The following is a 21,006-nucleotide window of genomic DNA, read 5'->3' as shown; positions in this document are numbered from 1 at the left end:
TTAAGCTTCAATCAACTATTTTTGGGTATATTCAAAACTGTAGTATGCTTGATTTCATTAAGCACAAAAGAGCTTTGCATCTTCACGATGCCATGAACCTTGGTTAATTTCTCGAACACAAATTGATTATAGGCATCTAAATCCTTAAGAACCACTTTGACAAAGAAATCATAAATACCTCCCGTCGAGTAACATTCCATTATTTCATCGATATTCCGTATTTCTTCTTTGAAGCGTTCGATATGCTCATCATCGTGTACAGCTAAAGATACATTACAGAAAATGATCAAGGGTAATCCTATTTTTTTATTGTCGACCAATGCCACATATCCTTTTATATATCCTTCGTTTTCTAAACGTTTGATTCGTTCGTAAATAGGAGTCTTGGAGATATGAAGTTTCTCAGAAAGCTCTTTTGTATTGATCTTCGCGTCCTTTTGCAAAGAATGAAGAATTTCAATATCTGTCTCATCAAGTAGTGCCATAGTTTTTTTCCTGTTTTATTTGATTTAATATCCCCGAATTAGAATTATAGAATGCAAAACAGGACAAAAATAGGAAAATTATCGTATTTAAGCTTGACGTATAGGAAAACAATCTTCTTTAAATAACTTTGCAGCAAATAAAAATCTAATTCTAACACAATTATGTTTAAAAGTAAAGATCTTCTGTATCATAGTATCGCCATATTGACAGTCATTATATGGGGAACAACGTTTGTCTCCACAAAAATACTGATTAATACAGGATTATCACCGGTTGAGATATTGTTATACCGTTTCGTGCTTGCGTATTTTTGTATTTTGACTATAGCGCATCGACGGTTGTGGGCTAATTGCGTAAAAGATGAATTCTTATTGTTCTTGTCTGGATTATGTGGTGGTTCCCTATACTTCATAGCGGAGAATACGGCACTGGGCATCACATTGGCTTCCAACGTTTCATTATTGATCTGTACAGCACCGATCATTACAACGGTATTGTCTCACCTATTTTATAAAGAATCTCTTAGGAAAGGACTGTTATATGGATCTTTAGTTGCCTTATTTGGAGTCGGATTAGTTGTTTTCAACGGCAGTGTTCTTTTAAAAGTAAATCCACTTGGTGATTTTCTCACTTTAGTTGCCGCTACGATGTGGGCTTTTTACTGTCTTATCCTAAAGCGTTTGAGTCGTTCTTATCCCACCTTGTTTATTACACGAAAAGTATTTTTTTATGGGATACTTTCTCTTTTCTTCTATTTTGCGATCTACCCTTTAAATATCAAACTAGAGTTATTGAAACTGCCAGTCGTATATTTAAATATATTATTTCTGGGTGTCATCGCCTCAATGCTTTGTTATATCATGTGGAATACGGCAGTCAGAGCCCTCGGAGCATCAAAAACAGCCAATTATATTTACATTGTTCCTCTGGTCACCTTGATAACTTCTGCGATTTTTCTATCAGAAACTATTACGATAGCTTCTGGTATTGGCGCTTTAGCCATTATTAGTGGAGTTTATATCGCAGAGAGGTAAAAATAAAGAAGGGTTACTCATATGAGTAACCCTTTGATTTTCAGTGGTGCCACCAGAAATCGTCATTTTGACTTAAGTGGCTGTATTTCTTATAGATATATTTTCAAAAAAGAAGTAATCTCCCGCTATTGCTCCACCAAATTTTTGCACTACTTTGCGGCGAAATTCTTCACAACACATTTCCTTTTGCAAATATACGAGGAATCGTCATAATTTGGAAATTTAAAGAATAGTTTTATTGACTATTATATTGAAAATATCCCCATCGAAGCAGAAAGTTGCTTCATATTGCTACAAATAAAGCAAAAATGTCCTTTTTGTACACCGCAATCTTAAATAATATGCTTTATTTTTGCCTAAATTGTTTATATGGAGAGATTTTTGTCTATATCGCCATCACCATTACTTGCACCGTATGTCAAGGAATATTGGTTTCTATCCGCAGATAGCACAAGTCAAGGCAAACAACGTGCTATTCCTTCTGGATACGCAGGACTAATATTTAATCGGGGAGGTAATATCTATTCGGAAGAATACGGCTTGTATCCGAAGTCATATCTTTTTGGACAATCCGTTAGACCCGTAAATATGTGCTTTGACAATCTGAATATCGTAATAGTCGTTTTCCAGCCTATTGGTATTAAAATGCTATTGAATATGTCAGGTAGTGAGCTTAAAGGACAAAATGTCGGGTTGGACTTACTAAGCCCACGATTTAAAGAATTAGAAATACGTTTGCTTGACACTCCTGATGAGCAAAGAGTTGTCTGTTTGATAGAGAATTTTTTGTTAGGATATCTCAATAGTGGCGAAGATTATAACTATAAGCGATATACTTCAGTTATTCAATCAATAGAAATGGGAGAAAGCAATATTTCTAAATTGGCTGACAGAGCTTGTCTTGGATATAAACAATTCAAACGACTTTTTTCAGAATATGTAGGATTAAACCCAAAGGAGTTCATTCAGATAAACCGATTTTCAAAAACGCTACATTCGTTGCAAACGAATTCTTCAGCAAATCTAAATGAAATTGCTTGCAAATGTGGATATTACGACAAATCTCATTTAATAAGAGAAGTGAAATTTCTGTCAGGATACACTCCGAATGAGTTTTTATCAAATGCAGACCCTTATTCTGATAATAGGTCATTGTTTCAATCTTTTTTTGTAGATATAAGAATATAAGCAACCCAATATGAAAATACTAATTTACGGAGCGGGAATTGTAGGAACTACCTACGGTTGGCAATTATCAAAAGCGGGTCACGAAATAGCTGTTTTGGTTAGACCTGAAAAGAAACAAGCTACAAAGGAAGAAGGCATTCATATCCACTGTGCAGATTTTAGAGGAGGAAAAAAGGAAATAGAGGATATTGTTTTTAAGCCTGATGTTATAGATTCCTTGTCAGCAGATAACAATTTTGAATACATTATTGTAACAACAAACAATCTTCATTTGAAAGAAATACTACCTGTTCTCTCCAAGTCAGCAGGAAACGCTCATATTCTTTTCTTTCAAAATATGTGGATTGATGATTTGGATAGCATTAATAAATATCTTTCCGAGAAACAATATTTTTTCGGATTTCCCTTTATGGTAGGCGGTGGCAGAGATGCAGGTTGTATATATAGTGCTATTTCTGGATTAAAACAATCGCATACTCCATTAGGAGAACCGAATGGAGAAATATCTGAACGAGTACGGAAAATAGCTGATGCATTTGAAGATGCTAATCTCAAACCAATTATCTACAATCAAATTAAAATTTGGCTTATAACCCACTATGCAGTTGCTGCTGGATTGTCTGCGGGAATCATGAAAGCTAAAAGCGGACGGAATTTTGCGAGCAACTCTGATATTCTAAAGGAAGCAATAAAGGCTATCAGAGAAGGGTTAGAGGTATGTCAAAAGTTAGGTTATAATCCGAAAGCAGTAAAAGCTAATGGGCTTTACTTTTTACCTTTCTTTATTGCAATTCCAATAGCCAAGAAGGTTTATGGTAATGAAGCATTATGCCTTATGTTTGACGGGCATACCCAGCATTCACCTGATGAAATGAAGAAAATGTTTGAAGACATTATAACGGACGGAGAAAAACACGGAGTTAAAGTTTACATTCTTAAGCAAATAAAAGAGGGGATATTCAATTAATGCATTAATCATTCAGTATACAAGGCTGTTCCTTGATATAATTCAATTAATTTATGCTTATGAATGATTTATTACAAATGAGGATATTCGGACTATTGTCTGAAACCTCACAGGAAGTAAGTAACGAAGAAATGCAAAATGCTTATGGCGAATTTGTTGAACAAATAAGAATCGTGGGGGATGGAAGTGATTATTCCACAGTCTACCGTATTCTTGTAGCTACCCGTATTGAGATAGCCTCACTCGAAACAGTACCTCTTTACGGACAGGGGGAAAAATGCGCTTAAAAAGCTATTCCTACAAAAGACACTGGCAATTATTAGCACAGAACTGGAACTACTAAATTTCAAAATTACACATCCTGAATCGTTTCCTTTGGCAACTCCATTGACATTTGAATCACCTTTATCGGTCATACCTAAGTTCCAACATCTTGGAATTATGGGTATGACTGAAATTCTTTCAGCTTTGATGTTGTTTGGTGGTATCATCGACAACACAGGCAAGAATCCAACTATCATTGCTTTTTCGGAAGTCTTTGAACAGGCTTTCGGATTTAGTTTTAACGGTATCTATGACCGTCAGAGCGAACTTTTCAAACGCAAGCCATACAATCTCACCAAGACACTGGATGCTTTAAAAGTTGTCCTTATTAAAGAATATAAGAAACGACAAGCGGAAACACTGAAAAATAAAGATGAAAAAAGATGATTTTGCAACAGGTTGATAAATAATAATTTGCATTTATAATATAGAGGGGTCAATACCGGACTCCTCTATTTTTATTTCCTTATTCTTCCGTCCTTTGTTTCATCAATCGATTGGAAAACTTAATGTTCAACTAAAAAATGAAGCAAAATGTATATAGACAACGAAAACTTCGACAAGTGGATGGAACGACTATCTAAAAAACTCTCTGAAATCGGGCAAGACCTGAAATCGCTTATCAATACTGACAAGGTATTGGACGAAAATGATAAGATACTCGACAATCAGGATTTAGCTTTCCTGCTAAAAGTATCTTTCCGAACTCTGCAACGCTATCGGGCAAGTGGCAAACTCCCTTACTTTACGATAAGCCATAAGACCTATTATCGGGCGTCGGACATTCGGGCATTTGTTCAAGAAAATGCCGATTGTATGACCTATGAGCGGTTCAAAAAGGAGAATCAGCTTGATAAGCAAACCGAAGCAAAGCAAGGTGGATGATATTACCGCCTGATGAAGTTCCACCGCTCCCCATTTAGCAGAAACCGCCTTGCCCTGTGGCTCGGCTCGTTTCGCTAAATGAAGCAAGAGGGAACTGGACAAGTCCTGTTCTTCCCTCTTGCCCTGCGGGGCAAAGCCTTCGGCTTTAATGGGTTACATTCGTAACCATTTATAACAGTGATTATAAGTCGAAAACGTATTTCGCTTATAATCAACTGAATGAATATCACTTTCTTTATAAAAAAGTTATAATCATGGATAAGACCAATAATATACCCACACTTACCACCATCGGAATAGACCGACTAACGAGTAAGTTAATAGATAAGCTCTGTAAACGCTATTCGATGAAAAAAGGGGAAATAGTCCGGTTGGCATTTGTCTATATTGATAAAGCCTGTATCAACCCATCGGAAGCACCGGAATCCGTAAAATCGGAACTGGCGAAGATAAACAAACGGCAGGATGATATTATCCGCTTCATCCGACACTACGAGGAAGAACAACTCAATCCGATGGTGCGAACCGCCAATTCTATTGCCGTTCGGTTTGATACCATTGGCAAAACATTAGAAACTCTTATTCTTTCTTGGCTGGAAACCAGTCAGGGAAAACAAACAGCCGTATTGCAAAAAGTAAGTGAACAGTTTAGCAAGCACGCTGACGTAATCAACCAGCAAGGGAAGCAACTAAACGCACTCTATCAGATACACCAACGAGATTATAAGAAGCTACTAAATCTAATACAACTCTATTCGGAGTTATCCGCTTGTGGTGTGATGGATAGTAAACGGAAAGAGAGCCTAAAAGCAGAGATTATCAATCTGATAAACACATAAAGCCATGCACATAGATTTTGCCCCATCATCGGGTGGAACGTATAACAATGCAGGAAGTAGCCGCCAATTAGCTTCATATATGGAGCATGAAGATTTGGAACGTATGGAGAAAGGTATCTATACCGATGGCTTTTTCAGCCTGACGGATGATAATATCTACAAATCAAAAGTTATTAAGGATATAGATAGTAATATCGGGCAACTATTGAAAACAGATGCTAAGTTTTTTGCCATCCATGTCAGCCCATCAGAAAGTGAACTTCGGGCAATGGGGAATACCGAACAGGAGAAAGCCGAAGCCATGAAACGATATATTCGGGAAGTCTTTATTCCTGAATACGCCAAAAACTTCAACAAAGGACTATCCGAAGCGGATATAAAGTTTTACGGGAAGATACATTTTGACCGTAGCCGTTCCGATAACGAACTGAATATGCACTGCCATTTGATTGTAATCCGGAAAGACCAAACTAATAAAAAGAAGCTATCTCCGCTAACCAACCATAAGAATACCAAGAACGGAGTAATCAAAGGTGGGTTTGACCGTGTGAACCTCTTCCAACAAGCAGAACAGGGATTTGATAAGATATTCAGTTACAACCGACAACAAACAGAATCTTTTGATTATCTCAACACGATGAAGAACGGTTCTATCTCCGAACAGATTGAAGTACAGGAGCAGAACTTTACTGGCGAAAATAAAAAAGAAGTATTCCAATCCAGTGAAAGAGAAAATATGATTCCTTGCAATATTGATAGCAAGCAAAACAATAAACACGCTTTTAATCAGGGGGATAATAGAAGCGGTGATTCTCTGTTATCTATCTTTTCACTGGGAGATGGCAACAATTATGATGCAACATTGGCAGAAAACTTACAGGCACAGAAGCGCAAGAAGAAAAGGAAGAAAGGGATAAGAAGATGATTGAATATAAGGAACTAAGAAACGATATAGACCGCTACCTGATGGAACGTTTCAAGTATAGTAAATCGCTCGTTTACCTGACGGTAGATAATATTATCGCCACCCGGAGAAACAGCCGGATAGATTTATATTTGCGTATCAGGAGAGTAGAAAGCCGATTTCCACCCGATTGTCTGATTATCGCCCGATTAGGTTTTAGTAAAGAACGGATAGGACACGGAACACACTTTCTTAGGTTCTTGACCGAAGTAGCCCGAAAATATAGTTTCAATTATATTGGTATTGAGTGCGCCAACATCAAAAGTAGTGCATTTGCCAATAAATTAGGCTTTTATTCCATAAATGACGAGAATTACGCAATAGCGGTAACCAATCTAATATCTTATTCGCCAATGGAATAATCTTAATTAATCCTTTCTTTATCTGAACACAAAGTTATATTTCAAGAATAAAACGGCAACACCGAGCCGCAAGCGGTTTTTGTAAATTTCTTCCTTTTTCGTCCCGAAAAAGAGTAAATTTACAAAAAGTGTTGCCTTATTTATTCTTTCCATATATAGGATGTTTATCAGAGAAAAAAAGGAAAAATATGTTGGTTGGAGTGAGCGTTACGGACATCGGATGGCAGTTCAGTCCACTGCATACTGTTTATTCAGATTAAAGGGAAGATTCTGTATAAGTAATCGGATGTTATTAAATGGGTGGAAGCCCACATTTGTATATAAATGAAAAATCCTGATTGAATATTATAGCTCTCAATCAGGACTATTTCACATCACTATTTTTATTCTTAAATATCTGATACAAACAAATTATTACCTACTTTCTGCATATCATTTAGAATGCTTTGGTCTAATACACGTGCGTATCGTTTTGTCATGTTGATATTGGAATGTCCTAACATTTTTGCGACATTCTCAATGCTAACACCATTGGCTAAGCACACAGAAGTGGCATAGCTGTGGCGCGCTGTGTGCGTGGAAATTTCCTTATGAATCCCGCACAAATCGCTGATTTCTTTCAGATAACTATTCATTTTCTGATTGCAAGGGACAGGCAGTAAAACATTCTGTTTTTGACACTTTGGATTATCCTTATATTTCTCAATAATAGCCAAAGGAATATCCAGTAGCGGAATATTACACATATTCTTTGTCTTCTGCCGAGCCTTGCGAATCCAAAAGTTACCTTCTCTGTCTTTTACGATATGTTCAGCCGTTAGTTGCTTAATATCTATAAATGACAAGCCCGTATAGCATCCAAAAATGAAAATATCACGTACTAAATCAATACGAGGTAAATCAAATTTCTTATTTGTTATGATTTGCAATTCATCCCAAGTCAAGAACTCCCGATTGACTTCCTTTTCATGGAACTTGATACCAGTAAAAGGGTCTTTGTTTATCCACTCATTGGCAAGAGATAAGTTCGTAATTTTTTTCAGGCACTTCATATAGCGAATGACGGTGTTTTGAGAACATTCCTTTTCTGTTTTCAAGTAAAAATCAAAAGCCCGAATAAACTCTCCGTTTATATCTTTGAGTGGTAAATCTTCCTTGTCATATTTGATTTTGATAAGTTCGGCTAAATAGCGTTTACAACTTTCATAACGACGTACAGTAACCAAAGCGAAGTCTTTACCCACCAACTGGCGACATTGGTCGTTATGCTCTTGAAAAGTAGCTATAAGTGTTTTAGGTTCTTCTTTTTCTTCCAAGTTAAAGAATTTATCCCGAAGAATGGTAGCTGTTATAGGTAAACTTTCCTTTTTTAGCTCTGCATGTATATTATACAACTTGATTCGGGCTTCTTCGATAAACTTGTTCAGGTCGTTTGATTTGCGGTCTTTACCACGAGAACATTCTTTCGCCTGATTCCATAGGGAAGGGGTAATACTTTTACGGATATTCGTTTCAGAACGAACATTATTAACCGTAATTCTCATACATACAGAGGCTTCACCATTCTTCAATAGTTTTGTTTTCTTTAGGAAAAACAAAACACTAAATGAATTTCTTTCCATCATTTTTCTACTTGTTTTAAGTGATACAAAATTATGGAAAAGTGGAGAGAGTTTCGCTATGTAACATGCTGACAAACAGAGTCAAACAAAGACAAAAGGTGGAGATGAAATATCTCCTTATTTGCTCCACCTTTTGCTCCACCGAAGTAGGTTGAAATTTGCTGTTTTTTGCGTAGCGGGTAAAAATAAAAAACTCCCGATATTCACTGAATATCAGGAGTTTACTTCTTTTTGCTTTCTCTAAAAGTGGTGCCACCAGGAATCGAACCGGGGACACAAGGATTTTCAGTCCTTTGCTCTACCAACTGAGCTATGGCACCATCATGTCGTTTTGTATATCGTTGTTTCGATTACGGGTGCAAAGATACGGACTTTTTTGATATATGCAATAGGTGGCGGTGGATTTTTTGAAAATATTTGAGGGTAGAGGTGGAATTAGCTGCTATAAGCAGGGTAAATAGGGGGAGCGTGTAGATAAATATGGATTTTTACTTATTTTTGGAAGCGGGTAGAGAATGATTAATAAGCTATAGATATGAAGAAAGTAATTTGGAGTATTGTTTTAAGTTGGGTATGTTTGGCATTTGCTGCTGCTGGGATAGGAACTCGTGATGCGGTGTCTGCCTGTGATGGGAAAGTGTATAAAAAAGGGGATAAGATTATGTTTGGTGTCCCTAAGGTTTCCGGATATTTGTTTGTTAGGACGTTTACAAAGGATGGGAAGATTTCTACGATGCCGAAAGAGAATCTGGCTAGTCAAGAGGCGGTGATCGTTGATATTCCAGATTACGATAAGAAACTCTTTGAGGGTATGGGCGTTTATTCTGAGGTAGAAACGCATCCTCTTGTCGTGGTAGAACTGGATGGACGGCGTCTTTGTATAAATATTAATGATGCGCTTAGTCAAGGGAATATTGTTTCGGAATATTTTAAAAGCGAAGTTGAAGGTATGGTCGATTTAACGTCCGATCTCTTATTTGTTTATGCGCTTAAATTAAATAATGTGACAGTTGATGACGATGTGATAGTAAGGTATATGGCTCATTGTGACAAGAATCTGGTAGAGAAAAATCAAGCCGATCCATTTACTATGGCGGATCTTAAGAAAGAATATGCCGCTAAATTGGAAAAGGCGTTAGGGGACGTTGATTTTAGTAAGGTGTTTCGTATTGAGAGTCAGTCGGAGATGTTACAATATGATATGGATAAGCAGATCTTTCCATTAAAAGGGTTGTGGTGCCCACAAATTAAGACAGACCAGCCGGATGCGTTGGCTAAGATTGGCTTTTGTAAATGGGATGATTGTGTCTTTCGATTTGTGAATATACCAGAGTTCATGAATGTCTCTTGTGAGACGGCTCGTGCGAAAGGGTTTTATGATATGAGGAAAGTCGGAAAAGTGCCTACCTATAATAAGCCGCTGGCTACCTCTTATACTTATATCCGTTTCTTGGATAAGAAGGTACAGCTTCCCGAGAAAAAGAATAAGGTCTATCATAACGGTGATATAAAGAGTATGTCTTTGGCTGATTTGTATGGGAAAATGGCTATAGAGGCTCAAATTATAAAGATGGATGTTTATCACTTACCTTTCTTGAAGATAAGTGATTTTGAACTCTTCTATAATTATTTAGGATCCATTGAAATGAAATAATAGGAAAACGGTCCGTCCCCCAATAAAAATGAGACGGACCGCTTTGCATTCGTGAATTCAGAGCGGATATTTCTTTTTAGTTTAGTGAGTTCCAACCTTGCGCCTTAAGCTCGACTTCACCTCCGTCACGACCGACAAGATAATTGCCTAACTCTGGCTTTGTTATATGACCGATCACCTTAATACCTTTCATTTCCGACACCTTATCATGATCTGCTAAAGGAACAGTGAATAAGAGTTCATAATCCTCACCTCCATTCAATGCCGCAGTTATCAGATTCATGTTAAACTGCTCTGCCATGGCTGCGGTTTGGTAATCGATAGGAATACGATCTTCGTAAACTCGGCAGCCTACATTACTTTCTTTAGATATATGAAGCAACTCCGAAGAGAGGCCGTCGGAGATATCCATCATGGAGGTCGGAACGATTCCAGCTTGATCAAGAACTTCGACAATGTCTTTGCGGGCTTCCGGTTTTAATTGGCGTTCCAACAAATATTCTTTACCAGAGAAATCGGGCGTGAAATCTTTCTCCCCATTAAATATGCTTTTCTCCCGTTCCAGTAATTGGAGACCCATGTAGGCGGCCCCTAAATCGCCGGACACGCAAATAAGATCGGTCTCCTTGGCTCCGTTTCGATAGACAACTTTGCCTTTTTCTCCCTCGCCTAGGCAAGTGATGCTGATCGCTAACCCTGTGCGTGAGGCGGAAGTGTCGCCACCAACGAGATCTACATCGTAGATATCACAAGCGAGTTTAATGCCCTCGTAGAATTCTTCGAGATCTTCTACACAGAAACGTTTGGAAATACCCAATGATACCGTAATCTGTTTCGGGCGGCCGTTCATGGCGTAAATATCTGAGAAGTTTACGACTGCGGATTTATAGCCGAGATGTTTCAACGGCACATACATCAAATCGAAATGAATACCTTCCAGCAAAAGGTCTGTCGTAACCAATACTTGCTTGTCTGTGTAATCCAGTACGGCTGCGTCGTCACCAACACCTTTCAACGTACTCGGATTTTTAAGTTCTATTTTATCGGTGAGATGGCGGATTAACCCGAACTCTCCCAAAGTCGATATTTCTGTTCTATTGCTCATAAGATTGTTAACGTAATATAGGATGATTCTTTATTCTTGTATCAATATGTTTAACTATTAATTCTTGAAATTGTTTTTCCCGATCCATACAGAAACCCACCGTAATAGGCAAACAATATAAATGAGAAAACCATTCCATGGGAAGCGAAGGAAGGTCACGGAGTCGGGCGGCATCTTTCTCCGTGATGATTATCAATTTACTTGTAGAAGTCAACCGCTTGAAGGCCGTTTGTATTTTCTGGATGTCATGCCGATCGAAGGCGTGATGATCCGGAAAGACCAAAGAGGTGACATGCTCCGTATATTTATGGATCTCTTTTTCGAGAGGTGCCGGGGATGCGATACCGGATACCAATAAAACCTCTGTAGTAGAGGCCAGCCCTTTTAATGTGCGTCTGGGGGCTTTACCGGAAAAGACGGGTTCCAGCTCCCCGTAAAGAATACGGCTGAAATAGAGCTCTTGATAAGCTGAGAGATGTATATCCTCCTCTATGATCCGGAAGTCTATAGGTTGTATACATGACTCACATTTCGTGACAATGATCACGTCCGCACGTCGAGCGCCATCCACAGGTTCCCTTAAACGGCCTGCGGGCAAGAGCTTATCTTGCGTATAAAGACGGTGGCAATCGGTTAAAAGGATGTTCAGCGTGGGGGCGACGTATCGATGTTGAAAGGCATCGTCCAGCACGATCACTTCCGGGCGCTTATTCTCTGGCAGAGCCAATAGATTGCGGATACCCCTGCGGCGATCAGCGTCTACGGCAACGAGAATATCCGGAAACTTACGTTTCATTTGGTACGGCTCGTCACCGATATCCTTGCTGGTACTTCGCTGATCGGCCAGCAAGAAACCGGAGGTTTTCCGTTTATAGCCACGGCTGAGTACAGCTACCCGGTATCGGTCTTTTATCAAACGGATGATGTATTCCGTATGAGGGGTTTTTCCGGTCCCCCCGACAGTCAGGTTCCCCACGCAAATAATAGGCAGATCATACCGCTCTGTCCGAAGGATTTTCCAGTCGAACAGCTGATTCCTGAATCTCACCCCGATTCCATAAAGGAAAGAGAATGGAGTGAGGAGTTTATTGAACTTAATCGTATGATCTGTCAGCATGGTCCAGTTATTATAACGGTTTCATATCGTAAGGCATACGAGCTTGGATTCCGCAATTCGTCTTGATATTATTCAACGTCTTGAAGTACTCGAACTCATTACCCAATACATTTTTGACGATAGAGAGTTTCACCTCTCCGAGCTGGCTTTCCAAGAACTCGTCCAAGAAATTCTTGGAACCGCTGACGGTAGTTACGCTATACTGATCCAGATCAGCCAACCCCGCCGCTGTGCTTATAGCTAATTCAATACCGCCCAGCTCATCGACCAAACCTCTTTCTTTCGCTTGCTCACCCGTCCAGACCCGTCCTTGTCCGATAGCGTTGACCGCTTCGGTAGTCATACCTCTACCTTCGGCGCAACGGGAAAGGAACGTTTGGTAGCCTCTTTCCACGTATCCTTGTATCAGTGCTTTCTCACTCTCGGTCATGGGACGGGAGAGGTCTCCTAAGTCCGAGAATGTGTTTGTCTTTACGATGTCCGTGGTCAACGCTAGTTTCCCGAATAATCCGGAGGCGTTCGGGAACATGCCGAAGATACCGATGGAGCCGGTCAACGTATTTGGCTCGGCGATGATCTTATTGGCGGCGCATGAGATATAGTAACCTCCCGAGGCGGCTACGTTGCCCATGGAAACGACCACAGGTTTCACCTTTTTCAACTCGACGACCTGACGCCATATTTGTTCGGATATATAAGCGCTACCTCCCGGAGAATTCACACGGAATACCACGGCTTTCACGTCGTCATTGTTTTTTAGCTTGATAAGTTCATCGGCCATTTTCTCCGTGATGCTTTGCTCGATATCGTATAGGCTACCGGGTGTTTGCGCCTTAATCTCGCCTTCGGCGTAAAGTACGGCTATCTCCGGAGCGTTTTTGGTGGATGAGGCCTTGAGGGTTTTCATTTGAGCTAAGTTGGCCGATCTCAGTTTCTCTCCATTTTGTCCGGCTAGCTCTTTGACGTATGCTTCTACCTCCGGCTTATACTTCAATTCGTCTATAAAGCCACATTCTACCGTTTTCACAGGGTCCGCGAAGAAAAGCCCCTCATTGGCGTAATGGTTGATATCGTTCACGCTGATGCCGCGTGATTCGGCGATGCCTTCGGTTATATTATCCCAGATGGTGGAGATATACGATTGGATTTGCTCCCGGTTCGCCTCGCTCAGCTTATCCAGCATAAAGGGCTCCACGGCACCTTTGTAGGTACCTACCTTAAAAATCTGCATCTCGATACCTACCTTATCCATCAGTCCTTTGTAGAATAGGGTTTGCGAGGCGAGTCCTGTCAACTCAAGGATGCCTTGCGGATTCAAGAATACCTTATCGGCTACGGAACAAAGGAAGTAATTCCCTTGCGTGAAATTATCGGCGTAAGCTACCACGAACTTGCCGCTTTCCTTGAAGTCTATCAGCGATCGGCGGATTGCCTCCAAGCTGGCGCTACCCGAGGAGAGAAGCCCCGATTCGATATAAATCCCCGCAATCTTGTCATTCTGTTTCGCTATCCGGATCGTCTCGAGCAGGTCCTTCAGTGACAGCATGTTTTCCTTGTCGCCCATCAAGGCGGAGAATGGATTCTCCGCCGGGTTATCCGCTAGCGTCCCGTCTAGCTTGATCTTGAATACCGTATTGCTTTTGGGGGTGTAATCAGGTGTGCTACCTACGGTGGCGATATATCCTATAGTCATGGATATCAATACCGTCAGGATTATTCCCATTGCCAACATAACGCCTAGCGTTGAGGCAAACATCATTTTAAAGAATTGTTTCATATCTATTGAAAACTAATTAGATGACAAATGTACGAAAATTTCCTCTACGTCCCGGTCGCTGAGGCATACTTGTTGGTAAACATCTCGCAGAAGCTCCGGGTTGATCTTCTTGAAATCCTTTTCTAAAGGGGTGATGAAAAGACCTCCGATATCGGCAGCTCCCGGGCTGGACAGGAGATGGTCGTTCCCCTCAGCCTCGTATTGCCATGGGCGGTGGCGTTTACGAGGGATAACCGTGATTACCCAATTATTATCGTAATAGGAGCCGAAGATATTCATCATCGGCTCGGGCTCGCCGGGGGGAAGCGGCAGGGCAGCGTAGATCTCCTTGAAGAGCCGGGTGGCGGCCTCGGCGGTGGCGGCTTGGATGACGAGGCCGGGGCGGAGGTTTCCGGTGAGCGGGAATATACGGGTGTCGTATACGCTCGCATACGGGTGCCGTATAAATTGGGTTACCTCTTCATCCAGCGGCATGATGCCTCGTGTCACCGCTTGGAAGTGGGCATGATCCGGTGCCGAGGCTCCGCTACGGGGTCCATTGTAGAAGACGGTGAAGGGAGCGAGTCTCCTTGTCAGTTCCAAGAAGTCATTCCATTGCGGCAATATCAGTTGCGGAGTATGTTTCCGGGTAGGGATCGTGAAATGCTGGGGGAAGATCGGGTAGGGGTTGCACAATACCAGATGGCGAAAGCCGAAAGGCAGCCGCTCCTGTTCCACCGGCAGGTTCTCGGGACATAGGAAGCATTTGCGTTCTTTTAGGGATCGGGCATCTACCTTGGCCCCGGTGGAAACAATACGGGCGGGATTGAATTGCGCACGTATCGAGAACCCTCCCATATCGAAGGATTTTACTTGCACGGCCTCCAGCGCCTTATAGTTCTTCTCGGCCAATGGCCATGTCACGAGTTGCTTGGACAGTAATTCGGTCGCTTGCGATGAGCTGACCCAGTTGTTTGGTTTCATTGTCTTTCCATGTTTAAGCGGGCCTCGAGTTCCCAAGTCCTGATTTTATCCTTATATATATTATGGTTGTTCATTTTCACGACATCCAATGAGGCGTCGGAGTTATCTTCCCAACGGCGGCAAAGGTACAGCACGTCGTAGATCCGCCCGATCGGGTACTCGCGGCTGATACGTAGGCCGAGGGCGTAATCTTCTCCGTAACTGGTGTTCGGGAGGTTTAGTTTCCGTAGCAAGGGTGTATAAAAGGCTCGGGGCGCTCCAAGCCCGTTGATGCGGAGGGCGTTATTGCGGCCGTTCTCGGGAGTCCATTCTTTATGGTCGATAATTCCGGGCGGGATGGTTCGCATATCGAAATCGGTCATTCGGTAGGTTCCGACCACCATGGCGCATCGCTGCTCGTAGAAGGCTTCCACGATCTTACGCAGGGTATGCTCGTCACTGTATACATCATCACTATCCAATTGGATGGCGAACTTGCCGCAAGCCGAATGGTGTATTCCTATATTCCAGCACCCCCCGATGCCGAGATCGTCACGCTCCGGCTGGATATGGATAATACGAAGGTCCGTGGCGGCGATCGCTTGGATTCGCTCGGAGGTGCCATCCGTGGAATGATTATCGATAATGATTAGGTTGAAAGGGAAGGACGCCTCTTGTCGCAGTACGGAACGGATAGCGTCCTCGATCGTCCGTACACGGTTACGTACAGGGATAATAACGGAGGCTTCCGTTTGAAATGTCTGCTCGTCAAAACGGACTGGCTTGAAATGAGGGGGCAAGTAGCCGCCTATCATCTTTAAATGATCTGTACAGGCGGCTTCCATCTCGATCTGTACGGAGCGGTTCTTGGGATCTACATAGTCGAACATCTTCTCTCCGGATTTCCGTAAATCATTCTCTACTTCTGTATATAGATATTCGTTGATATGCGTCAGCGGAGCGTTTTGGGAGACTTTCAGGCGCAAGTCGTAGAGTCCGGCGAATGTATATTCCGTATCCATGGAGGCTATGGCGTTTTGTAGCGTGGAAGAACGATAGAGTAGGAGGGAGCCGAAATTGAAATCATCCCTAAGACTTCCTTTCTGGTAATCGATCACCGGATGGGGGTTGAGTTTGCCCTCCTTCTTCTCGTAATAATCGGAGTAAACCATACCGGATCTCGTATCGTCGGCGATGGCGACAAAACGCTCTAGGGCATACATGCCTAATTGAAGCTCTTCAGTCTTCGTATAAATTAACGTATAATGGGCACTGGCATAGCCGGCTATTTCCCGGAGGGTCTTCGTGCTCCATATATTCTCCGTGCGGATTAAGTTGCAGGGATAAATAGCCTTGGCGTGGGGATCGTCCGTGATTAGATAGATCTGACTCACTAAGGACGACTCGGCCAATTGCGCTACCGTTTGTCGTGTAGCCTCTATTTTTCCATAAGGGATAAAGCAATTGATTCGTTTCATTGTATATACTGTATTTTATTTTGTTGTTGAATGGAGAAAAAGCGTAAGATGGACTCCATGAGTCGATTTCGTTCCGACGGTGTTTGAAGCGCCTCAAACGGGAAACCGAGCAAACAAGTCCGATATTTCCCTTCATAAACGATTCCCGCCCCGATATTGTTCTCCGGATATCTCAAGATGGTATGGGCGAGCTTATCCGCCGGAAGTACACCGTCTACCGACTCGATCGAGTAGCAAATAGGGTTCGGACGTGTCCGGAACGTGTATCTGCCGTTTATATATCCGTAAGGGGATGCGCAACTGTTTACGATTCCCTCCTTGCTGGCATTACGGCTAGCCAACTTCCCTTTTAGTACCTCCTCGACGAACGTACGGTCTTGTGCGTTGCCCCAGCTGTCGGAGAAAAGATTCGTCCCGCTTACAAGCAAGTTGCCGCCTTGGGCAAGGTAGCTGCGAAGCGTATCCTGTAAAACGGGAGTGATAACCGGTTGGCGCTGTTTTCCTAAAATCAAGTCAATAATCGGATACGTATCCGGCTTTACGACTCCCTCGGCCAAAGATTTATGGCTACATGAGACAAAGGAATAACCGGTCCCGGCCATGGCCTGCCCATGTATGAAAGGATAATCGAAGGTATTGCCCGCTATGACTTGGCCTGCGTAATTGTTGTAACTATCCCCATGCCCGTTATTATCATTGCTGTTCCATGTGGCGGAACGGCGGAATTCGAATTGATCCCCGATAAATGCGATATCATTCAGATAAGGCACTCCCCGGTCGACGGCATAAAGAAAGCCGGCTAAACTATCCGCCGTACTCTCGAAACTGGCTGGACCGCTGATCCTGTCGAATCCATTGACGATCAATACCGTCTTATCCTTTTCACCTTTAGGAGACCGGTAAACACTTACGATCTCGGAAGGGAAACTGATGCCTCCCTTATTTACGGCAGCTACCTTATAACTATGGATAATACCCGTCTCAATTGGAAGAATGATTTCTTCTCCTTTTACGAGCGTCCCGTTATCGAATCCACCGCTGTCTTTTCGACTATAAAGGATATAGGCGGTTGGTGAGGCACTCTCCTCAAGAGTATCCTGTACGGCTTTCCAGCCGATTCTCACTTTATTCGTTTCTACGAGCTCCGTATACAGACGATCGGGTGGGAGCGGTTGTACGATAGGCTCCTGTTTATTCTGGAAACAGATATAACGGAGCATCCCTTTATAGATCGCCCTACAAATAAGGAAACGGAAGCGTGGGTCTAACCCGTAACGCATATCGGCGAAGTTTTGATGGGATAGTAATTCTAATAGCATCGTTGGGACATCGGGAATACGTGCCTCTATATAAGATTGATTCCACATGCCCCGGCGGCTCCATTGAGGATTGTAAACCTTGCGGACATCGGACAGGATCTGTGTTTGGATCATGTCGGTTAGGTCTCTGGCGATCTCCCGGCTTTTCCGGTTGGTGTAGATTCCGTCGTTGCTTTTAGACATATAGATGCCGAGTGTCCCTATAATTGAGTCATCCGGGGTGGTTCCTGCGTCGGAATGGAATGCGAAGGCCATGTCGATAGGGATATGGGTCTGTTCTTTTAAATAATTAACCCATTGGGGACGTGCGTAAATGTCGTCTTGATAATCATTGCGGAAAGCGCTTTTCGAATAGATACTATCCGGTATTCCCGCCCATTGTAGCCAATATCGGGCCGCCTCGGTAAACCGTGGATACCCACTTGTCTCTGCTTCTATCGGATAGGGACTTTCTAGCGGGCTACGTGCGATGTTCCCCATGCCGCCACCGATCTTGATTGCGTCTGCCGTGATAATCTTTCCCGATTTATTGCTTTGATTCGTTAATACGATTCTCTCATGGGCTTGTTCATGTGCCGTGAATTTGAAGTTTCCCAGATAGATCCAAGTCCCACCCCCCATTGTTTGATTGACGGCGATTGTGGTTTCCCCTCCGGCATGATGGATGGTATACAGTGCCTGCTCTGTGCTGTTCGGAAAAGATTGATAGGAGGCATAGACCGCGTAATTCCCCGATTCCGGAATTTCGGGAATCCACTCGATGAGACTTTCTTTTCCTTTCCTCTGTGTGACCGTCTGCCGATAGGTACCTTGCGTAAAAGGGTTCTCCCCATTCGTATAAGTAGCTTGAATATGCCCAAATCCAGCTTTCTCCCCATCCGACCAAGCTTTCTCCCCATCCAATTCCTTATACTCGGATCCCGGAGTAGAGCGATCATTGTCTATAATGATTTCGTATATTTGGGTGTCTCTTTCCCGGGGAATTAGAATAGTCGCTCCTGCGTTTTCAAGCATCGGGGTCAGATAAGGAAGAACAAAACTCTGCGTAAATAAGTCCTCTACGGTGCCGAACATGCGGGCCCGTTGCCATTCCCAGCGATGGGCGGTCTGGGCGTAATATAAACCATGGCTTTGCCAAAGGGCGATATGACGGTTTTGTAATCCGTTTTTTATCTCATGAGGGCTGGATAGGCTACGGGTTAGCGGGTATTTGCTCTCTTTAATGGAGTATAGCCTCTTTTTGTTGGGACGTCCTTTTCTGTCGTATTCGGGAATCAGGCTCTCAATGTCTGTACCTCGGGTCAAGATGACGATCTTGGAGGCATTGGGAAATAGGGGAGCTATACTTGCGTAAAGCTCAGAAACGTTGTATTCCCGAAAAGGGATGTCCTCCAAAGCTTCATTGGCGAAAAGCGTGACTTTCTTCTTCTGCATGAGGATGGAGTCAATCTTAATGGTGCGTGAAGACACATATTGCCTTGCGAAAGAGTTTAGCTTTTGATCCAATTGCTTTTTTAAGCTTTCACTATCCTGCCCTTCTGCCGGAAAGCTCCAGAGAAAAATGGATAGTAAGGATATGATGATCCTAACAGGATAGGAGAGTTTTTCTCGCATATTTTTATAAATATTATTGGCTGTCTTATTTCTACAAATTTACGGAAAATCTCCGTAATAACCTTATAAAAAGCCCAGATTGGCGCAATTAAAATTGAATATGAAGAAGGTAGGGGCAAATTGTGGATATTGGGAGAAGTCAAATCTATGTGAACGGCAGCAAGGAGAAGAACGGATTTGTCCTTATCATGGGACGGGTAGCGATTAACGGGACGATGGTGCGGTTCAGTTCAGTTGCGAGCGAACTATTCGTGTTCATGGTCAAGACGCCTATCTGGGGAATGATTATCCCTTCTTGAAGTGTCGGGTTTACGATAGTATCTCAATGGGAAACGGTGGTAAAGTCAATGGGATAGAGGTGTTATCTCAATGACTTTACGGCCGTGTCCCATAGGCTTTTTTTGTATCCCTGATAAGTTGGTAGGGGATGGTTCAGGGCGCAAAGGGCGCATCTTTGCGAGGTTTGTAAAACTTTTATATTATAAAAAAATTAGCGTCTTACTTATATATAGATGGAGTAATATATTTTTTTTGTAAAATGTTTTTGCGAACACGTAAAGATGCGCCCTAATGCGCCCTGTGATTTTTTTGAAGATTTTCTTGATGTCTTAAAGTATAGATAGACAGTTGTTTATGTAATACTGTTCTCTTAACCCTTTTTTAGTCTTTTGGGCGATATAATCGGCCTAAACTCACATTTACGTGGCCCAAAAGCACGTGTACAGAGCGATTTTCTCGTGATTCCATGAGCAGAAAGCCGTTTTTCCCGTATGATTTCCTCTCGTCGCCAGGACCCTGTTTATCGTTTTTATACGTGTAAAAGCACTCGTGAGAGCCCTGTTTTCGGTACACGTGGTGACTCGTAAGTTAAAAAAGAGCGTCACGTATTATTTAATGTACGCAGTCCCCCTCATGAAAAAAATATTGCAAAAAAGTTCCGAAAAAGTTTGGAGGTTATGTTTTATAACACTACTTTTGCACCCGCATTCGAGAGAGAACGCCGGTACAAAATGATGAAACAAACTTTTAGAAAAAAAAGTTCCGGAATAATTTGGAAGTTTAAAATAAAAGTCCTTATCTTTGCAGCCACGTTCGCAAAACGAAAGCGACAGAAGAGTTCTTTGAGAGATTTACATAATTCAACAAGTAGTACAAGTATTGGAGAAGAGATTCTCCGGATTAATACCGTCAATAGAAGTATGACTTTGGACTACGATAAACGGATTCCGGAGCGAGGATATTAAGAAACAATTTAAACAACGAAGAGTTTGATCCTGGCTCAGGATGAACGCTAGCGACAGGCTTAACACATGCAAGTCGAGGGGCAGC

At 42.2% G+C, this 21,006-nt stretch carries 18 protein-coding genes, 1 tRNA gene, 1 rRNA gene and 1 pseudogene; 12 read left to right on the top strand and 9 right to left on the bottom strand.

Annotation, left to right across the window (positions count from 1 at the left end; translation table 11 throughout):
• Positions 1–11: 11 nt before the first annotated feature.
• Complete coding sequence (locus tag HMPREF0999_RS12770) at positions 12–485, bottom strand: Lrp/AsnC family transcriptional regulator (RefSeq protein ID WP_009276097.1); 474 nt, start codon at positions 483–485, stop codon at positions 12–14.
• A 162-nt stretch (positions 486–647) separates the two neighbouring features.
• On the opposite strand from HMPREF0999_RS12770, the gene HMPREF0999_RS12765 reads away from it, so the two are divergent.
• The 9 genes from HMPREF0999_RS12765 (at position 648) to HMPREF0999_RS12725 (ending at position 7,049) form a co-directional block, all read left to right on the top strand.
• The gene (locus HMPREF0999_RS12765) at positions 648–1,520 is read left to right on the top strand and encodes a DMT family transporter (RefSeq protein WP_005858422.1); all 873 of its coding nucleotides are present in this window, start codon (positions 648–650) and stop codon (positions 1,518–1,520) included.
• 369 nt (positions 1,521–1,889) lie between these two features.
• Positions 1,890–2,708, top strand: coding sequence for an AraC family transcriptional regulator (locus HMPREF0999_RS12760; RefSeq protein WP_009276095.1), 819 nt, complete (start codon positions 1,890–1,892; stop codon positions 2,706–2,708).
• 10 nt (positions 2,709–2,718) lie between these two features.
• The gene (locus HMPREF0999_RS12755) at positions 2,719–3,675 is read left to right on the top strand and encodes a ketopantoate reductase family protein (protein ID WP_009276094.1); all 957 of its coding nucleotides are present in this window, start codon (positions 2,719–2,721) and stop codon (positions 3,673–3,675) included.
• A 59-nt stretch (positions 3,676–3,734) separates the two neighbouring features.
• Positions 3,735–3,962, top strand: a complete 228-nt coding sequence (locus HMPREF0999_RS12750; RefSeq protein WP_029257134.1) for a hypothetical protein — start codon at positions 3,735–3,737, stop codon at positions 3,960–3,962.
• Positions 3,963–4,116: 154 nt separating this feature from the next.
• A complete protein-coding gene (locus HMPREF0999_RS12745) occupies positions 4,117–4,386 on the top strand; it encodes a hypothetical protein (protein WP_010181862.1) in 270 nt (89 codons plus the stop codon).
• Positions 4,387–4,533: 147 nt separating this feature from the next.
• Positions 4,534–4,884, top strand: coding sequence for a helix-turn-helix domain-containing protein (locus tag HMPREF0999_RS12740; protein ID WP_009276091.1), 351 nt, complete (start codon positions 4,534–4,536; stop codon positions 4,882–4,884).
• Positions 4,885–5,138: 254 nt separating this feature from the next.
• Positions 5,139–5,723 (top strand): BfmA/BtgA family mobilization protein, encoded by a 585-nt coding sequence (locus tag HMPREF0999_RS12735; protein WP_009276090.1) that lies wholly within the window; start codon positions 5,139–5,141, stop codon positions 5,721–5,723.
• 4 nt (positions 5,724–5,727) lie between these two features.
• The gene (locus HMPREF0999_RS12730) at positions 5,728–6,648 is read left to right on the top strand and encodes a DUF5712 family protein (RefSeq protein WP_009276089.1); all 921 of its coding nucleotides are present in this window, start codon (positions 5,728–5,730) and stop codon (positions 6,646–6,648) included.
• Positions 6,645–7,049 (top strand): hypothetical protein, encoded by a 405-nt coding sequence (locus tag HMPREF0999_RS12725; protein ID WP_009276088.1) that lies wholly within the window; start codon positions 6,645–6,647, stop codon positions 7,047–7,049. The genes HMPREF0999_RS12730 and HMPREF0999_RS12725 overlap by 4 nt, the downstream gene beginning before the upstream one ends.
• 389 nt (positions 7,050–7,438) lie before the next feature.
• On the opposite strand, the gene HMPREF0999_RS12720 is transcribed toward HMPREF0999_RS12725, so the two are convergent.
• Together HMPREF0999_RS12720 and HMPREF0999_RS12715 are read right to left on the bottom strand one after the other, a co-directional pair.
• Complete coding sequence (locus HMPREF0999_RS12720; RefSeq protein ID WP_029257133.1) at positions 7,439–8,671, bottom strand: site-specific integrase; 1,233 nt, start codon at positions 8,669–8,671, stop codon at positions 7,439–7,441.
• Between the two features lie 247 nt (positions 8,672–8,918).
• Positions 8,919–8,991 (bottom strand) — tRNA-Phe (locus HMPREF0999_RS12715).
• Between the two features lie 215 nt (positions 8,992–9,206).
• On the opposite strand from HMPREF0999_RS12715, the gene HMPREF0999_RS12710 reads away from it, so the two are divergent.
• Positions 9,207–10,325 (top strand): DUF4852 domain-containing protein, encoded by a 1,119-nt coding sequence (locus tag HMPREF0999_RS12710; RefSeq protein ID WP_009276085.1) that lies wholly within the window; start codon positions 9,207–9,209, stop codon positions 10,323–10,325.
• Positions 10,326–10,401: 76 nt separating this feature from the next.
• Here HMPREF0999_RS12710 and thiL read toward each other — a convergent pair whose 3' ends face one another.
• Genes thiL through HMPREF0999_RS12680 form a run of 6 tightly spaced genes read right to left on the bottom strand, consistent with a single transcriptional unit; the run spans position 10,402 to position 19,677 of the window.
• A complete protein-coding gene (gene thiL, locus HMPREF0999_RS12705; protein WP_005858417.1) occupies positions 10,402–11,430 on the bottom strand; it encodes a thiamine-phosphate kinase in 1,029 nt (342 codons plus the stop codon).
• Positions 11,431–11,437: 7 nt separating this feature from the next.
• The gene (gene lpxK, locus HMPREF0999_RS12700) at positions 11,438–12,547 is read right to left on the bottom strand and encodes a tetraacyldisaccharide 4'-kinase (protein ID WP_009276084.1); all 1,110 of its coding nucleotides are present in this window, start codon (positions 12,545–12,547) and stop codon (positions 11,438–11,440) included.
• Between the two features lie 10 nt (positions 12,548–12,557).
• Positions 12,558–14,306 carry a signal peptide peptidase SppA gene (gene sppA / locus HMPREF0999_RS12695; protein ID WP_009276083.1) on the bottom strand — a complete coding sequence of 583 codons (1,749 nt, stop codon included), beginning with the start codon at positions 14,304–14,306 and terminating at the stop codon, positions 12,558–12,560.
• Positions 14,307–14,336: 30 nt separating this feature from the next.
• Positions 14,337–15,287: a DUF4922 domain-containing protein gene (locus HMPREF0999_RS12690; RefSeq protein WP_009276082.1), complete on the bottom strand. Its 951-nt coding sequence runs from the start codon at positions 15,285–15,287 to the stop codon at positions 14,337–14,339.
• A complete protein-coding gene (locus HMPREF0999_RS12685) occupies positions 15,284–16,744 on the bottom strand; it encodes a glycosyltransferase family 2 protein (protein ID WP_009276081.1) in 1,461 nt (486 codons plus the stop codon). Before HMPREF0999_RS12685 ends, HMPREF0999_RS12690 begins: the two co-directional genes overlap by 4 nt.
• Positions 16,741–19,677, bottom strand: a complete 2,937-nt coding sequence (locus HMPREF0999_RS12680; protein WP_009276080.1) for a xanthan lyase — start codon at positions 19,675–19,677, stop codon at positions 16,741–16,743. The genes HMPREF0999_RS12685 and HMPREF0999_RS12680 overlap by 4 nt, the downstream gene beginning before the upstream one ends.
• A 119-nt stretch (positions 19,678–19,796) precedes the next feature.
• On the opposite strand from HMPREF0999_RS12680, the pseudogene HMPREF0999_RS23335 reads away from it, so the two are divergent.
• Both HMPREF0999_RS23335 and HMPREF0999_RS12665 read left to right on the top strand, forming a co-directional pair.
• Positions 19,797–19,907 (top strand): annotated as a pseudogene (locus tag HMPREF0999_RS23335) (integrase); the annotation flags it as partial.
• A gap of 1,026 nt (positions 19,908–20,933) precedes the next feature.
• Positions 20,934–21,006, top strand: a 16S ribosomal RNA gene (locus tag HMPREF0999_RS12665); the annotation flags it as partial.

The sequence above is a fragment of the Parabacteroides sp. D25 genome (assembly GCF_000307475.1).
Classification (GTDB): Bacteria; Bacteroidota; Bacteroidia; order Bacteroidales; family Tannerellaceae; genus Parabacteroides; species Parabacteroides distasonis.
The sequence above is the reverse complement of the archived record's forward strand: the minus strand, read 5'-3'. Positions and strand labels throughout refer to the sequence as shown.

Excerpts from the sequence above, each read along its gene's own strand:
- HMPREF0999_RS12770 (WP_009276097.1), bottom strand. The coding sequence starts at position 485 with ATGGCACTACTTGATGAGACAGATATTGAAATTCTTCATTCTTTGCAA.
- HMPREF0999_RS12765 (WP_005858422.1), top strand. The coding sequence starts at position 648 with ATGTTTAAAAGTAAAGATCTTCTGTATCATAGTATCGCCATATTGACA.
- HMPREF0999_RS12760 (WP_009276095.1), top strand. The coding sequence starts at position 1,890 with ATGGAGAGATTTTTGTCTATATCGCCATCACCATTACTTGCACCGTAT.
- HMPREF0999_RS12755 (WP_009276094.1), top strand. The coding sequence starts at position 2,719 with ATGAAAATACTAATTTACGGAGCGGGAATTGTAGGAACTACCTACGGT.
- HMPREF0999_RS12750 (WP_029257134.1), top strand. The coding sequence starts at position 3,735 with ATGAATGATTTATTACAAATGAGGATATTCGGACTATTGTCTGAAACC.
- HMPREF0999_RS12745 (WP_010181862.1), top strand. The coding sequence starts at position 4,117 with ATGGGTATGACTGAAATTCTTTCAGCTTTGATGTTGTTTGGTGGTATC.
- HMPREF0999_RS12740 (WP_009276091.1), top strand. The coding sequence starts at position 4,534 with ATGTATATAGACAACGAAAACTTCGACAAGTGGATGGAACGACTATCT.
- HMPREF0999_RS12735 (WP_009276090.1), top strand. The coding sequence starts at position 5,139 with ATGGATAAGACCAATAATATACCCACACTTACCACCATCGGAATAGAC.
- HMPREF0999_RS12730 (WP_009276089.1), top strand. The coding sequence starts at position 5,728 with ATGCACATAGATTTTGCCCCATCATCGGGTGGAACGTATAACAATGCA.
- HMPREF0999_RS12725 (WP_009276088.1), top strand. The coding sequence starts at position 6,645 with ATGATTGAATATAAGGAACTAAGAAACGATATAGACCGCTACCTGATG.
- HMPREF0999_RS12720 (WP_029257133.1), bottom strand. The coding sequence starts at position 8,671 with ATGGAAAGAAATTCATTTAGTGTTTTGTTTTTCCTAAAGAAAACAAAA.
- HMPREF0999_RS12710 (WP_009276085.1), top strand. The coding sequence starts at position 9,207 with ATGAAGAAAGTAATTTGGAGTATTGTTTTAAGTTGGGTATGTTTGGCA.
- thiL (WP_005858417.1), bottom strand. The coding sequence starts at position 11,430 with ATGAGCAATAGAACAGAAATATCGACTTTGGGAGAGTTCGGGTTAATC.
- lpxK (WP_009276084.1), bottom strand. The coding sequence starts at position 12,547 with ATGCTGACAGATCATACGATTAAGTTCAATAAACTCCTCACTCCATTC.
- sppA (WP_009276083.1), bottom strand. The coding sequence starts at position 14,306 with ATGATGTTTGCCTCAACGCTAGGCGTTATGTTGGCAATGGGAATAATC.
- HMPREF0999_RS12690 (WP_009276082.1), bottom strand. The coding sequence starts at position 15,287 with ATGAAACCAAACAACTGGGTCAGCTCATCGCAAGCGACCGAATTACTG.
- HMPREF0999_RS12685 (WP_009276081.1), bottom strand. The coding sequence starts at position 16,744 with ATGAAACGAATCAATTGCTTTATCCCTTATGGAAAAATAGAGGCTACA.
- HMPREF0999_RS12680 (WP_009276080.1), bottom strand. The coding sequence starts at position 19,677 with ATGCGAGAAAAACTCTCCTATCCTGTTAGGATCATCATATCCTTACTA.